12 protein-coding genes and 1 other annotated feature are annotated in these 14,917 nt (G+C 36.6%); of the genes, 7 read left to right on the top strand and 5 right to left on the bottom strand.

Annotated elements, in window-relative coordinates; genetic code table 11:
* Positions 1 to 350 precede the first annotated feature (350 nt).
* The 3 genes from GHT08_RS12130 (at position 351) to ytxJ (ending at position 1,702) form a co-directional block, all read left to right on the top strand.
* Positions 351 to 758, top strand: a complete 408-nt coding sequence (locus GHT08_RS12130; protein ID WP_153836727.1) for a DUF948 domain-containing protein — start codon at positions 351 to 353, stop codon at positions 756 to 758.
* 22 nt (positions 759 to 780) lie between these two features.
* On the top strand, positions 781 to 1,218 hold the full coding sequence (locus GHT08_RS12125; RefSeq protein ID WP_163581659.1) for a YtxH domain-containing protein: 438 nt from the start codon (positions 781 to 783) through the stop codon (positions 1,216 to 1,218).
* Between the two features lie 163 nt (positions 1,219 to 1,381).
* Positions 1,382 to 1,702 carry a bacillithiol system redox-active protein YtxJ gene (ytxJ, locus tag GHT08_RS12120; RefSeq protein ID WP_163581658.1) on the top strand — a complete coding sequence of 107 codons (321 nt, stop codon included), beginning with the start codon at positions 1,382 to 1,384 and terminating at the stop codon, positions 1,700 to 1,702.
* 19 nt (positions 1,703 to 1,721) lie between these two features.
* Here ytxJ and pilM read toward each other — a convergent pair whose 3' ends face one another.
* Entirely contained in the window at positions 1,722 to 3,860 is a 2,139-nt protein-coding gene (gene pilM, locus GHT08_RS12115; protein ID WP_163581657.1) for a pilus assembly protein PilM, read from the bottom strand.
* Positions 3,861 to 4,020: 160 nt separating this feature from the next.
* Here pilM and GHT08_RS12110 point away from each other — a divergent pair, with 160 nt between their 5' ends.
* From GHT08_RS12110 to motS, 4 genes are all read left to right on the top strand, one after another.
* A complete protein-coding gene (locus GHT08_RS12110; RefSeq protein ID WP_163581656.1) occupies positions 4,021 to 5,085 on the top strand; it encodes a bifunctional 3-deoxy-7-phosphoheptulonate synthase/chorismate mutase in 1,065 nt (354 codons plus the stop codon).
* 354 nt (positions 5,086 to 5,439) lie between these two features.
* The gene (ccpA, locus tag GHT08_RS12105) at positions 5,440 to 6,435 is read left to right on the top strand and encodes a catabolite control protein A (RefSeq protein WP_163581655.1); all 996 of its coding nucleotides are present in this window, start codon (positions 5,440 to 5,442) and stop codon (positions 6,433 to 6,435) included.
* A 177-nt stretch (positions 6,436 to 6,612) separates the two neighbouring features.
* Positions 6,613 to 7,437, top strand: a complete 825-nt coding sequence (gene motP, locus GHT08_RS12100; RefSeq protein ID WP_163581654.1) for a flagellar motor protein MotP — start codon at positions 6,613 to 6,615, stop codon at positions 7,435 to 7,437.
* Positions 7,427 to 8,230: a flagellar motor protein MotS gene (gene motS / locus GHT08_RS12095; protein WP_163581653.1), complete on the top strand. Its 804-nt coding sequence runs from the start codon at positions 7,427 to 7,429 to the stop codon at positions 8,228 to 8,230. The genes motP and motS overlap by 11 nt, the downstream gene beginning before the upstream one ends.
* Positions 8,231 to 8,291: 61 nt before the next feature.
* On the opposite strand, the gene GHT08_RS12090 is transcribed toward motS, so the two are convergent.
* The 4 genes from GHT08_RS12090 to GHT08_RS12075 all read right to left on the bottom strand — a co-directional run bounded on the left by GHT08_RS12090 (position 8,292) and on the right by GHT08_RS12075 (position 14,527).
* Positions 8,292 to 9,461, bottom strand: coding sequence for an acetoin utilization protein AcuC (locus GHT08_RS12090; protein WP_163581652.1), 1,170 nt, complete (start codon positions 9,459 to 9,461; stop codon positions 8,292 to 8,294).
* Entirely contained in the window at positions 9,451 to 10,101 is a 651-nt protein-coding gene (locus tag GHT08_RS12085; RefSeq protein WP_163581651.1) for a CBS and ACT domain-containing protein, read from the bottom strand. Before GHT08_RS12085 ends, GHT08_RS12090 begins: the two co-directional genes overlap by 11 nt.
* An 11-nt stretch (positions 10,102 to 10,112) precedes the next feature.
* Positions 10,113 to 10,733 (bottom strand): GNAT family N-acetyltransferase, encoded by a 621-nt coding sequence (locus tag GHT08_RS12080; protein WP_163581650.1) that lies wholly within the window; start codon positions 10,731 to 10,733, stop codon positions 10,113 to 10,115.
* 806 nt (positions 10,734 to 11,539) lie between these two features.
* Positions 11,540 to 14,527, bottom strand: coding sequence for a transglycosylase domain-containing protein (locus tag GHT08_RS12075; RefSeq protein WP_163581649.1), 2,988 nt, complete (start codon positions 14,525 to 14,527; stop codon positions 11,540 to 11,542).
* A gap of 128 nt (positions 14,528 to 14,655) precedes the next feature.
* Positions 14,656 to 14,864 (top strand) — a binding site (T-box leader).
* Positions 14,865 to 14,917: the final 53 nt, after the last annotated feature.

Genomic DNA, 14,917 nt, shown 5'->3' with positions numbered 1-14,917 from the left:
TTCACTCCTTTGGAAATTGTTTGACCTGAAGATCCACTTATTCGAGCGTTTTGCTCGAATAAGTTAGCTGAAGGACAACCTCCACGGAAAGGGAAGTGGGAAGCCGGAGTGGTGGTTATGCAATTGATAAATTTCACAATGGCCACTAAAACAACCGCAAATCCACTTAGCATGTAGGGATAAGGACAGAGTGGATTTTGCTCGAATTATCTTATTTAAACTTGACTTTTCCAACCATTGTTTTCCTTATTACGTGCAATTTAATATTATCTTGTTTAGAATAGCAAATAAAGGGTATACCATAATTATTAGGTTAATTAGTAATACATAATGAAGGAGTGAAGGTTCGGATGGAAATTCTCTTATACCTTGCAGCTATTATCGCAGCGGTTGCATTTGCCATTTTAGTCATCTACTTAGTAAAAGTCTTAAAAGAAACTAGACGAACTATGTCACATGTGGCAGATACACTAGAAGGTTTAGAAAAACAAATGGAGGGTATTACAGTAGAGACAACGGCTTTATTAAATAAAACAAATAAACTAGCCGAGGATATTAATGAAAAAACAACAAAATTAAACACATTAGTAGATGGTGTTAAAAATATTGGGGATAGTGTCAAGGACTTTACCCAATCCATTCGTAACGTATCACAATCTGTAAATCGTATTGCAGATGATAATAAGGAAACAACGGCAGAAGCTATTAAGTGGAGCACGGTTGTAATGGAATTGTTTAAAAGAAATAGAAATAAATAATATCATATAGGAGGAATGAGAAATGACGAATAAAAATCAAAATCAGAAAGAAGTAAACCAGAACATTAACAGCAAAGACTTTTTAATAGGCTCATTAATTGGTGGTATTGTTGGGGCATCATTAGCATTAATTTTTGCTCCAAAGTCAGGTAGAGAATTAAGAAGTGATCTTAACCAAGGAGCACACTACGTAAAAGATCGCGCTAATGAATGGAAAGATGTCGCTTATGAAAAAGGAAGTGAATGGACAGACTATGCCAAAGAACAGTCTCAACAACTAGGTCAGACAGTTTCGGAGAGATCACAGGATCTAACTAGTAAGTTGAAGGAAACTAAAAATACAATACAAGAGAAAATATCTAAAGATGAAGATCCGGAAAAAGCTGCAGAAGAAGTAGCACAAGCGATTGAAGAAGCAGCAAAGGCTGTAGAAGAAGAAAACGATGCAAACCGATCATAAACCATAAAAGGTTGTCATAAAGAGTTGTTTCATAACGTAAAAACCCGTTTCAGTATTATCCATGAAACGGGTTTAAATTTGAGACAAGCTTCTTATCAGGCGCAAACAATCAGTGAGGAGTTAAGTTTCCTATTCTCAAATTATCAATAAGGATGTGGTAAAAATGGAAATAATAAATATCGAATCGATTGAACAATTTAAACAAATTGTAGAAAATAATCAGGAATTTGTTTTGCTGAAGCATAGTTTAACTTGTCCAATTAGCACATCAGCCAATCAAGAATATGAAAAGTATAGTGAAAAGTCTAATTGTCCGTTATTTAGATTACATGTCCAGCATGCAAGAGAACTATCTAATTATATAGCTGATACGTATCAAATAAAGCATGAATCACCACAAGTCATAAAAATAGCAGATAGAGAACCCACTTGGAATACAAGTCATTCCGATATTACCGTAAGCAGCTTAGAAAGCAATTGTTAAAAAAAGAGAGTCGCACAAATTAGATTTGGCGACTCTCTATATTTATATCAATCGTATCATTAGGTTGTAACTCTTCAAAGAACGTTGCAGGATCTCCGTTTCGTTTTAATTCGACTCTGCCTTTTGCCTGTGTTAAGTCTAGTGATATGAACCGGAAGATATCTTGGAAAATAAATGGATCTGCTTTTTGCTCAATGATTTGCAGTTTATCCTGATCCTCTATAAAATCTCCCAAAGATAGTACTTCACCGCGGCGATAAACTTTAACTAACTCTTTTGTAAGAGTCAGACGCTTTTTATTGTAGGTAATCGTCAACTCAGTCTGATAATCAATCTCTAGTTTCTCTAAAAGTTCTTGTAACGTAGGAGTATCTGCTAAATATGTCTCCACTTTATCACCATTTTTAAGAGAATGATTTATATTAGCTGGTTTTCCATTGTGCAGCAATGTTTGACTGTAATCTTCTAAGACTTTTTTGTTATCATCAATCCATATTGTAAATGGTGTGTTGACATGTTCTGCAATTTGAAAATGATGTAAGAAGTCTTGTAACGTAATTTGCTGATTGTATTCGATTTTATCTCCATCTTTTAATAGATAGCTAGATTTAACACTTCTATTATTCACGAGAATTTTAGGTTTCATTTGGAAATCTTCTTGATTGTAGTAGACTGTTATGGCAGAAGTTTCCCCAATCAATTCTTCTATACTCATTTCTGCAGGTGCTCCGTCCAGCCCCTTCTCAACAACTAATATATCACCATTATGAACAATATCATCAACGTTAGATTCGTTACCATTCAATAAAATCTTTGGTGTTGTTCCGAATCCACCTGGTAACGTGACTGGTTTACCATTGTATTCAACCATGGCTGCCATTCCTGGTCTACCATACAGTTTTTTAATATTAATTCCTGCAGCCAGAAGGCAATCTGCAACTGCTAAGTCTTTCATTTCGAATAACCGAATGACTTGCTCGTTAACGGTTACACTTATGTAATGTACCGGGTTTTGTTTTGCTGCAATAGCAATACCGATAGGGGTGATAAATTCAGGACCAATAGGCAACCCTTCATCTTTTGATAATAGTTGAATAGCATCTACATCTCTAATCGCTACTCGGTTTGTTGGGAGTTTCAATTTGATCGCAAGTCTTTTTGCTAACTCAGGTGTTTGACTGCCACCACCAACTAACATGACCGCTTTAGGCGCTTTACCGTTCAATGCAATTATCTCTTCTGAAATCGAGTTTGCCAGGGTGTCTACTGCAGGAGAAATATGTTCGATTAATTCTTCGTAATTTACTTCTTGTTCAAATCCAAGAATATCTGAAACAATAGCTTTTTTATGTAACGTAATTTCTTTTTTGAATTCTTCAGCTTGATTAAAGTCTAATAGGTAATGATCACTAATTGCCTCTGTAATCTCATCTCCTGCTTTCGGGACCATACCGTATGCTGTGACCGTTCCTTCAGATGTTAGTGCAATATCACTCGTACCTGCACCAATGTCCACTAACGCAACGTTTAACCGTCTCATAGAAGGTGGTATTAACACATGGATTGCGGCAATCGGTTCTAACGTTAACGCTTCTAATTGTAACCCAGAACGATTTAGGGCAGATAATAATGATTCTACAACGACTTTCGGTAAAAAAGTTGCAATTATTTCTACTTCTGCTGTTTCACCTTGTTGATCAATTAATGAACCGATTTCTTCCCCATCTAATGAATACTGAATGACAGAGTAACCAACACAATAGTAGTGATGACTCGCATCTTCCTCACCTGTTGCCAATTCATATTGTGCTTTTTGCACAGCCTCTAATTCTAAGAATAGAATGTCTTCTTCATTCATTAATGGTTGTTTCCTGATTTCTTTCGTTGTTTGAACCCGTTTTGTTTTTAAAGCACGTCCAGCAGCAGCTACACAAACTTTTTCTAACACAGTATTATGCTTTTCTTCTAAACGAATTTTTACTTGTTGTATCACTTTTGCTACAGAGACTATATCATGTATTTGGCCGTCTAACATGGAGCGTTCATCATGTTCTACCATATGATAGTCAATTAATTGATATTGATCATTTTTCTTTTCCATTAACAGACCTACAACAGACCTGGTACCGATATCTAGTGCGAACATTTGCTCATTCATAACTGTTTTTTCCTTTCTATTGTGAAAAAATAATAAATATTCTATAAAATATTTCTTCTAACTGGTGACAAGTCGCCATATTTTAGCTATAATTATCCGTAATTCTATAAAAAGTATAACATTTTTTCAGGAATTTAAAATAGGAGTAGGGGGATTTATAATGAGTAATGAACAATTGGATCAGCTTCGTGAAAAACTCGACCAAGCTAACTTAGAGATCCTAGAGTTAATTAATAAACGTGCTGAATTAGTAAAAGAAACTGGTCAAGTAAAAGAAAAGCAAGGTGCTAATCGTAGTTATGATCCAGTTCGTGAACGCGATATGCTCAATTTAATTACAAAGCATAATAATGGTCCATTTGAAAATTCTACGATTGTTCACTTATTCAAAGAAATTTTTAAAGCTGGCCTTGAATTACAAGAAGATGACCATAGTAAAGCATTACTAGTATCTCGTAAGAAAAAACCTGAAGATACTGTAATTGATATAAATGGTGATAAATTCGGTGATGGTAATCAACACTTTATTTTTGGTCCTTGTGCGGTGGAAAGCTATGAGCAAGTTTCTGAAGTTGCTTCTGCTATTAAGAAAGAAGGATTGAAATTAATTCGTGGCGGTGCGTTTAAACCGAGAACATCTCCATATGATTTCCAAGGTTTAGGTTTTGAAGGACTTGAAATATTGAAAAAAGTCTCTGAAGAGCAGGGATTAGCAGTTGTTAGTGAGATTGTAAATCCTGCACATATTGAAGAGGCAGTTAATTATATCGATGTGATACAAATTGGCGCACGTAACATGCAAAACTTTGAACTATTAAAAGCCGCAGGTGAAACAAATAAACCAGTTCTGTTAAAACGTGGTATGTCAGCTACTATTTCTGATTTTATTAATGCAGCTGAATACATTAATTCTAAAGGAAACGGACAAATTATTCTCTGTGAACGTGGAATTCGAACTTACGAGAAAGCAACTCGTAACACGCTAGATATAACAGCTGTTCCCATCTTAAAACAAGAAACACACTTACCTGTTATGGTTGACGTAACGCATTCGACAGGTAGAAGAGATCTATTATTGCCAGCTGCAAAAGCAGCATTAGCAATTGGGGCGGATGGTGTCATGGCAGAAGTACACCCAGATCCTGCAGTAGCATTATCTGACGCAGCACAACAAATGGACATCCCAACATTCCACAACTTTATGAATGAATTATTAAATAAATAATGTAAAAACTCCTGTTAATTAATGGCAGGAGTTTTTATTATATGAAGAGAAAGTATATAATCCCCCGTATCAAAGTATCTTGTTATCCCGCGATCACAGCCTCAACTAAACACGTTGCAAAATGTTTTTATCAATAATGTGGTATCTTTATGAAGGATTTTATTCGAGTGTACGCGAGTAAAATGAAAATTTTTCATAAAATAATTGTTTTGATGTTAATTTTTGTGCAAAATTTGTTATAATATGAATGATATACATAAATAATGTAGATATCGTTTATTTTTTGCAGAAATACTCTTTGTAGCGTATGATGAGAGAAATATACCGTGAATTAGAATATTGGAGGTTATAATAATGAATGTAACAATTTATGACGTAGCAAGAGAAGCTAACGTCTCCATGGCTACTGTATCACGTGTGGTGAATGGAAATCCGAACGTGAAGCCAGCAACAAGAAAGAAAGTATTAAATACAATTGAAAGACTAGGCTATCGCCCGAATGCCGTTGCACGAGGTTTGGCAAGTAAAAAAACAACGACAGTAGGGGTTATCATCCCTGATATTTCAAGTATCTTCTTCTCAGAATTAGCGAGAGGTATTGATGATATTGCTACGATGTATAAATATAATATTATTCTGAGTAACTCAGATCAAAATAAGGATAAAGAGTTACGCCTGATTAATACCATGTTTGAAAAGCAAGTAGATGGTTTAGTTTATATGGGTGCTACTATTACTGAAGAGCATGTACAACAATTAAAAACATCGCCTGTACCTGTCGCATTAGCTGCTACTATTGATTCGAGTGAGACGATTCCATCCGTTAATATTGATTATGAACAAGCGGCTTATGAAGCAACTTCGCTTCTTATCGAAAATGGAACAAAACACCCGATTTATGTTAGTGGAGAAGAAGATTCTGCTGTCAACGAAAAGAAATATGCAGGTTATGTAAAAGCAGTTAAAGAATCAAATAAAGAAGTAAATGAAGATTATATCATTACCGCAGATTTCTCTTATGAATCAGGTATGGAGGCTGCTAACCAGATCATTGACATTAAAGATTATCCAAAGGCTATTTTCGTAGCAACTGATGAAATGGCATTAGGTGTTATCCATGGTCTGCAAGATAACGGAGTAAATGTCCCTGAGGATGTTGAAGTAGTTGGTTTTGATAACACAAGATTAGCGACAATGGTACGCCCAACACTCTCAACAGTTGTACAACCTATGTATGACATTGGTGCAGTAGCAATGCGTTTATTGACTAAATTTATGAATAAAGAAAATGTAGAAGAACAAAATGTTGTATTGCCACACCAAATTGTGAAAAGAAACTCAACAAAATAAAATAAATGCCGATAATAATGCTAGGGTGATTTCATGACACCCTGGCATTATTAATTTTTAAGAGGTTTTTCAAAAAGTCAACGAATAATAAGCTGCGAATCTCTACGTTTGCTGTTTCTAATTTGGAAACTTTTTGAACAGATACTTTAAGAGTTTTTTACTGGGGAGAGAATACGAATGAACAAAAGAGATTTTTTGACTCCAATCGGTATTACCATTGGTTTTCTGATGATTATGTTTGGTATTGTTAGTAGTGGTGGTATGGGAGGATTTGTTGGATTTATACAAGGGTCCTCAGTTTTAATCGTACTTGGTGGCCTAACAGCTGCACTACTCGTAAATTTTAATATCAAACAAATCAAAACAACGAAAAATGTGATCCAAGAAGTTTTTAAGCAAAATGAACATAATTTGGCTGAGCTGATTGAATTATTTGAGCGATTATCTGAACGTGCTAGAAGAGAAGGACTATTGGCACTGGAAAACGAATTAGAAGAAGTCGATGATCCATATATTAAAAAAGGTGTATTGCTAGCCATTGATGGAATTGAGCCTGAAGTGATTAATGATATTATGAATGCAGAAATTGATGCAATGGAAGATCGTCATTACCGTGGCCGTCTAATCATTGAAAAAGCTGCTGAATATGCCCCGGCCTGGGGGATGGTCGGTACATTAATTGGTTTAATTCTTATGCTTCAGAATTTAGAAGATCCTACTACTCTTGGCCCTAGTATGGCTGTAGCATTACTAACCACTTTCTACGGAACTGTTTTGGCGAACCTAGTATTTACTCCAATGGCTGGTAAATTAGAAACGAAGACAAATGAAGAAGTCTTTATGAAACAAGTTATTATAGAAGGAGTAATCGGTGTACAATCTGGACAAAACCCACGTATTCTAAAAGAAAAACTAAGCGCATTTTTATCCAATAAAGAAAAGAATAAGAAAGAAGAGTTAGAAGAGGAGAATTTCACGGAGGAATCCTTTAATGAAGCGTAGAAACAAACGTCCAGAGAATAAAGGTGCACCAAAATGGATGGTAACATATTCTGACATGGTAACATTAATTTTAGTATTTTTTGTCCTCTTATTTTCCATGTCCCAAATTGATGCAGAAAAGTTTAAAGCGATTGCGGAGGCATTTAGAAGTGAAACAATATTTGAAGCAATGCCATCGATTATTGAAGAGCAACATCCAACTGAAAATGTGGAAGTCCTAAAAGAAGAAGAAAATGATGATAAATCTGAGGACACCATTCCAGGTGAAGATCAAGAAGCAGAAGAACAAACTGAACCCGAACTGAATACAGTCGATGGTATACCAGATCAAGATGAGTTAGATAAGTTATTAGCTGAAGTGGAATCCTACTTAAATGAAAATGATCTAAATGATGTTATTTCTGCTACTAGAACTGATCAAGGTGTTGTATTGGTATTGCAGGAAAGTGTTCTATTCGAAACAGGAGAGGCAGTAGTTCTTGATCCTGCAAAGCCCTTTTTGAATAAAGTTAGTACGTTACTGGCTAATATACCAAATGAAGTAAGGGTAGAGGGGCACACAGATAATCGTCCCATCTCAAGCTATCGGTATCCATCAAATTGGGAGTTATCAGGTGCTCGAGCTAGCAGTGTTATTCGTTTTCTCTTAGATTCCAATGATTTTAATGAATCTAGATTTATTGCTGCTGGCTTTGGAGATACAAGACCAGTAGCCTCAAATGATAGTTCCGAAGGATGGAGCGCCAATCGTAGAGTAGAAATAGTAATACTTGATTCGACGGATGAATCTTAAGGATGACGACAGAGTCATCCTTTTTACGTTATAAAATTTAAATACAGGTGTTAATGATGACTCAATCAGATATTTTACCTTGTTTGATATCAATGAATTTTAGAACTTGTTGATACATCCTTCGATTATTTTCTTCGATCTCTTTACGTCTAGGAATTTCTCGATAATCTTGTAAACTATCGTGCCATGTATTAGGTAAGGAAACAGGTGAGTATGGCTGCCATTTATCTAACCAATGCTGTGGTATTCTCCCTTTAAATGTTTCGTTTGTATTCATTACTTGCCATAGTTGTGACCATGCGCGTGGAACCACTCTCCAAATATCATAACCACCACCGCCTAACGCTATCCACTTTCCATTGCAATACTGATGGGCAAGTTGATGAATGACCTTAGGTATTTCCTCGAATAGGTGAAGGGTACTATGTAAATGAGTAAGGGGATCAAGGTAATGAGCATCAACACCATGTTGGCTGACAATAATATCTGGTTGAAAGTACGTAGCGATTTCCTGGATCGAAGCATGAAATACTTCGAGAAAAGAATCGTCTTCCGTAAAAGCATCCAAAGGAAAGTTAAAAGAATAACCAAATCCGTCTTTTATACCGCGTTCACTTGTTTTTCCTGTCCCTGGATATAAATAACGACCAGTTTCATGAAAAGATACCGTACAAACATGAGCATCCTGATAAAAGCAATGCTGCACCCCATCCCCGTGATGCGCGTCTGTATCAATATATAACACTTTAACATCATAGTGCTTTCTTAAATGTTGTATAGCAATAGCTATATCATTAAAGATACAAAAGCCAGAAGCACGGTTTGGAAATCCATGATGTAGTCCGCCGCCAAGACTTAATGCATGGGATACCTTACCTGTCATCACTTGTTCAATTGCCTCAACTGATCCGCTTACCGAAGCCAAAGATGCCTCAAACATGCCTAAAAAACTAGGGGTATCATGTGTTCCTATCCCATAACTTTCATCCGAAATAGGATGTTTTTTACTCGCTTTCTTTACTACCTGAATGTAATCGGCGTCATGAATAGAATATAAGATCTCTTCATCTAGTTGTACCGGTGCAACAATTTGATCCTTTGTTAATCCCTTGCTTATTTCTAGTAGTTCTTTCGTTAATAGTAGTCTTTTCTGATTAAAAGGATGTTCTTCATGGAAGGAATAATCTAGGAAATCATCTGTGTAAATAAAAGCGGTGTTCTCAGATTTCATCTTGATCCTCCCTGTATGGATAGAGTATTTGATATTCAGTTGACTGAAAATCGTTCACAACCGGCATTGGATTCATCGTTTGGATGCGAAAAACGAGCACTTTATATTCTGAATCAATAGGATCTGGATAGCTGTAAACGGATACAATTTTAATGTTTCTATTGGTGAAATATTGACACACATCTGATAGAACGCCTATGCGATCGGGGACTTTGATTTCAAGCTGTGTACTTGGTGAATGAGTGCCAGTTAATTGTATAAATGCGTATAACATATCTTTTTCCGTAATCATTCCAACTAGTTGATGGTTTTTAACTACTGGTAGGCACGCAAATTCCCTCTGATAGAATATGGTAGCAACTTCTTCAAAAAATTCATAGGGATGTGTAGTAACAACAGGTGTAGACATAATATCTTGAATCGATCTTGACAGTACTTCTTTGTTTATTTCATAATCTAAAATTGAGGGACTGGCATCACGTACATCTCGATCCGATACAATACCTAGGACACGCTTATCTTGGTTGATAACAGGAATATGACGGATACTGTGTTTTTGTAATAACTGTAAGGCATCTGACACCGTAGCATCAGGAGATAAAGTAACTATTTCCTTTTTCATAATATCTTTTACTAACATTTGCCCACTCCTTAGGTAAGAAATCGTAGTTTTTTAAACAATACTTGGTCTTCTTGAGAAACATTTTTCCCAATTCGAACCATTAAACAATTGGCAGGATGAGCCATTATTTCGGGTTCATTTGTGGGTGCGGGATATAGATCGCCAGCTTTCATCATTTTTTCCATAACTTTTCGATAGTCCCAGACACTTAATTCTGAATAATTTAAGTCCCAATGCCAATAGTACTCGGTTGAAATAATAATATAATTTTCCATATTTTCATCTTGCATAGAGGTTTTGATTAAACGGGAACCGAGTTTGTTTCCGCGATAGGCAGGTGCAATTTCAATAGCCCCTAATTCTAATAGGTTATCTTTTGGATACTGTGACCATCGTTCAATAGGGTCTGGATGCAAGTATGTTACATAGCCAATAATTTGCTGATTCACTGTTGCTATCAAGATTCTACCTTCTGGTAAGTCAGCTATTTCCTCTAATGCTTCTAGCTGCTCATTAGCAGGTCGAAAAGCAGTTAACGCTTCGTGCATGGTTAATCGTGAAAGTTTTTTAGACGATACAGGTCCCTCTATCAAAATACTTGAACTATCAGATTCAATTTTTAACGACTGGTAAAGTTTATCGTGTATCACAAGTTCTATCACCCCAAGTCAATTTCCCTTTATCACGGTGCCAAACGTCTGTAATCTCCCTACTTCACTAACACCCTGATAGGTTTCGTTAATGATCAGTTTGGGGTTAAAACCCTCGTTGATCATAGTCTCACTTTATGTCATTATAACGTAGAATGAAAGCGGTGAACAGTAAGGAAAACCGGGAAAGCCCACCCGGTGCTTTTCATTGACCAAAATAATATATCGATGGTATAAAGTAGTTATTTTAAGATGGATATTGGGCGTAACAACCGCTACGGCTTGCCCACTTCGCTTTCTGTGGGGCGTGTCTTCAGCTAACTTTTGTAAAGAAGATCGCTTTACAAAAGTGGATCTTCAGATCACGCTGATCCCACAAGAGTCGAAGTGGGCGCCTACGCTAATTAATGCTCTACAATGAATGTACTCGCTGACATTCCAATTTTATTACACAGGTTAAGAAAGCTCGAGAAGTTAGCAGTCACATACGTAGTAGAACAGTTTTATAGCGGAGGCCGTCCACTTCCACTCCTACAGGATGGTGGAAAGGGAAGTGGACAGCCGAGGCGATGGTTTCCTGTACAAGCTATTTCAAAATGGCTACTCTGCTTACAAATGCGTTGATACCGCGGATTATATGCTTCCCTATATTACAAGAAAAGCATAGGACGACCGCTTAGTTTTTCGGCACTTCGTTAGGATGTGGCTCAACATGGCCATATATAACTATATGATCAAATTTTATAATTTTCTATAACATAAAGAAAAGAACTCTTATCCAAGTCTGGATAAGAGTTCTTTTAATTTTAGTCATCATTTTCGTCTTCTTGGTCTGGTTCTTGCTCGGTCTCCGGTTCTTCAGACTCTGTTTCAGAATCATCATTGGATTCCTCTTCATTGTTATTACTTTCACCTGAATTATTATTAGTTCCATTGTTACCAGAATTGTTGTTCTTTTTCTTTTTCTTAGGTTTTTCATCATCTTTGTCTTCGTCGTCATCTTCTTCTGGTTTTGAGAAATCTCCTTTTTCTACTACGTTACTCGGCTTAGACTCTTGTCCAAAATAATCAACTGCCTTAACATGGTAGACTGCATCACTGCCAGGAATGGAGAATGATGTATCAGCGGTAGAGCCAACCCGCTGAAAATCATCAGAATCAGGATCACTTGTACGGTAAATGCGATAGCCAACCACATCAGAGCTCTTCGATTTATTCCAGTTCAATTTTTGTCCATTTAGCTTTAAGGAAGTAGGGGCACTTGGTGCATTTCCATCATTTTTGACCTCTTTGTCATCACTTGGATATTTAATTTTTTCCCATGCACCGCCCTTACCTGATGTCAGTTGTTTAATATTTGCTAGTTTATTATAGCCCATATCCTCCAACCATTCAGGGTTAAAGCTTACACCGTCCCCGTCCGAGAACTCATCCGGAGTATTGTTACCAGCTAGTACTACCTCTCCGTCAATTGTCGCATAGTTTTCTTTAATTAGACTATAATCTCGTTTAGAAGGGACATAATTGGCATTATAAATATCAGATTGAACCAACCCAAGCTTACTGCACTCATCTGATGGTAACAGACCTGAGACGGCACAATAAGATCTAGAAACTATACCACCAGGTCGCTCAAATTTATCCGAAGGTGCCATTAATTCAGGACGAATTTCAGTGGCAGCATTGACTAGTTTTGCCCAGAATGTGTTATTACGGGTACTATAACCGTCTTTGTCTAACTGTTGATTATAGTCATATCCCATCCAACTACTCAACGTTACATTAGGGTTTGTTGCGATAAACCATGTATCTTTATACTCACTAGTTGTACCTGTTTTTCCGGCCCAATCAACATTTTTGTTAGCAAGGCCTGCTCTGGCAGCAGTACCTGTACCGCGAGTGAGTACATCACGCATCATGTCAATCATCAAATAGCTTGTTTGTGGACTAAACACTTCCACTGGTTCGGATTCATGTTGATAAACAACTTCTCCATCTTTGGTTTCGATTTTTTCAATCATATATCCTTCAACAAACTCTCCTAAGTTTCCATACGTTGCATAAGCATTCGTATTTTCTTCAACTGTTATATTACGAGAACCTAATACAATTGATGGATAGCCACCAGCTTCTTCTGGTATACGAGTTAAGCCCATTTTCCATAGAAAGTTTCTTGCTAGGTCGGGGCCTTTGATTTCGTTGAAAACAGCAACAGCAGTAGCGTTATGTGATCGATATAGTGCTTCCCTGACTGGTGTTAAACCGTAAAACCGTTGAGAATAGTTAGTTGGCGTATAATTACCAGGATAAGTTTTTTGTACATCTGCAATGACTGAACCAGGCTGTATCACACCCAATTCCATTGCTGGTCCATAACCAGCAAGAGGTTTCATTGTACTCCCCGGTTGTCGTGCAACGTTTGTTGCATGATTTTTTTCAGATTTTTCAAAATCACGTCCACCAACAAAACTCAATATTTTACCTGTACTATTTTCAATCAGTACACTGCCAACTTGAACAGGTTGTTCGCCAAGCTGTTCCATTTCGCCAGTGTCCGGGTTTTCCACCATAATCGGTTCTTTAGTTTTTTCATTTCTGGCTAACTTATCTCGTCCGTAATTATCATATTCTCGAGCAACTTTTTGAAATTCATCATATATTTCTTTATCAATGGTAGAGTGTATTTTATAACCATTGCTGCCGATTTCCCGACTTGCTCTTATCTGATATTCTTCTAGCAAAATATCACTGGACTCTAAATCTTCTTTCGAATAACCATCTTGTTCCGCAAGAACTTCAACTAAAATATCAACTGCTCTATCTTGTAATTCACGCATTAAAAAAGGATATTTTTCCAGAACGGAATCTTCTGGCTCTTTAAAGTCAGCAACAATATCATATTCTAACGCATCTTGATATTCCTCATCATTAATGTATCCTGCTTCTAACATTCTGCTTAAAACAGATCGCATCCGATTTAGCCCAGGCTCGAGACCAGCCTCTTCTTTTAATCCACCACCGTTTAAGAAGGGGGTGTAATAAGATGGACTTTGAGGTAGGCCTGCAATGAATGCTGCTTGTGGAAGGTTTAAATCTTCAGCATTGACACCGAATATACCATCCGCAGCGGTTTGAATACCAGCTATGTTTTGACCAGAAGCGTTTCGTCCAAAAGGAACAATATTTAAATATGCTTCTAAAATATCGTCTTTTTCAAAGAAGCGTTCCAATCTCATCGCTAACAGCATCTCTTTTGCCTTCCGCTCAAAGGATACTTCATTTGTTAAGATTTGATTTTTAATTATTTGCTGTGTTAATGTACTTCCACCTGACTTGGTAGAGGAATTGGTTACCTCTTGGAAGACCGCACGTAAAATCGCCTTTGGAACGATCCCATTATGTGTTTCAAAATATTCATCTTCAGTAGCGATAACAGCATTTTGGGCATATTCACTTACATTTTCAAGAGATGTTTCATCTCGTAATAATTCCGAGCTAACATCTGATAGGAATTCATTATTGGCAAAATATAATTCAGATGTTTCTTCATAGTTGTAAATAGCACTTGCCATTTGTTCTTCTGTTTGGATTTCTTCGTCATCAACTAAAGATGCAAAGTAACCTGCACCAAGACCGGCAACGAAAAATCCACCAACAATACCAATCGTAATAAAGAATAATACAATATTCCAAATGATATGATAGCTAATTCTAGTAGATTTTTGAATAATTTTTTTATTCCAAATTTCTTTCATAGACTGCCACATATTATGAAAAAAATCTTTTAAGTTCATTCGATACCCTCCTAAATAATCCACTACATATTATAGCACAACAGTCAATCAGTTTTGTTATAAAATTGCCAAAAAAATATTGCATTTTTATTACAAATATGCTAATAATGATATAACAATTAAACATCCATAATACTATGAAGGATTGAAGTAGTGTAAGGTTCCCTTTTATAGAGAGCTGGCGGTTGGTGCAAGTCAGTAAATAACCTTGGCATGAATTACGTTCTGGAGTATCTTCATGATGAATGAAGACGGTGTGGTCTGCATCGTTATTTCCTTAAGTGGCAGTTCATTGGAATTGCAACAAGGGTGGTACCGCGAATATCTCGTCCCTTACTATGAGGGAGGAGTTTTTTTTATGGATTTTTTTACCAACAAAAAAGGAGTGTT

Origin of the sequence: Gracilibacillus saliphilus (assembly GCF_010994085.1) — a bacterium.
In the GTDB taxonomy this organism is placed as follows: Bacteria; Bacillota; Bacilli; order Bacillales; family Amphibacillaceae; genus Gracilibacillus; species Gracilibacillus lacisalsi.
The sequence above is the reverse complement of the archived record's forward strand: the minus strand, read 5'-3'. Positions and strand labels throughout refer to the sequence as shown.

What these genes read in the sequence shown, in the direction of transcription:
- GHT08_RS12125 (WP_163581659.1), top strand. Translation starts at nt 781, where the DNA reads ATGACGAATAAAAATCAAAATCAGAAAGAAGTAAACCAGAACATTAAC.
- ytxJ (WP_163581658.1), top strand. Translation starts at nt 1,382, where the DNA reads ATGGAAATAATAAATATCGAATCGATTGAACAATTTAAACAAATTGTA.
- motP (WP_163581654.1), top strand. Translation starts at nt 6,613, where the DNA reads ATGAACAAAAGAGATTTTTTGACTCCAATCGGTATTACCATTGGTTTT.
- GHT08_RS12110 (WP_163581656.1), top strand. Translation starts at nt 4,021, where the DNA reads ATGAGTAATGAACAATTGGATCAGCTTCGTGAAAAACTCGACCAAGCT.
- ccpA (WP_163581655.1), top strand. Translation starts at nt 5,440, where the DNA reads ATGAATGTAACAATTTATGACGTAGCAAGAGAAGCTAACGTCTCCATG.
- GHT08_RS12085 (WP_163581651.1), bottom strand. Translation starts at nt 10,101, where the DNA reads ATGTTAGTAAAAGATATTATGAAAAAGGAAATAGTTACTTTATCTCCT.
- GHT08_RS12130 (WP_153836727.1), top strand. Translation starts at nt 351, where the DNA reads ATGGAAATTCTCTTATACCTTGCAGCTATTATCGCAGCGGTTGCATTT.
- GHT08_RS12090 (WP_163581652.1), bottom strand. Translation starts at nt 9,461, where the DNA reads ATGAAATCTGAGAACACCGCTTTTATTTACACAGATGATTTCCTAGAT.
- motS (WP_163581653.1), top strand. Translation starts at nt 7,427, where the DNA reads ATGAAGCGTAGAAACAAACGTCCAGAGAATAAAGGTGCACCAAAATGG.
- GHT08_RS12075 (WP_163581649.1), bottom strand. Translation starts at nt 14,527, where the DNA reads ATGAACTTAAAAGATTTTTTTCATAATATGTGGCAGTCTATGAAAGAA.
- pilM (WP_163581657.1), bottom strand. Translation starts at nt 3,860, where the DNA reads ATGAATGAGCAAATGTTCGCACTAGATATCGGTACCAGGTCTGTTGTA.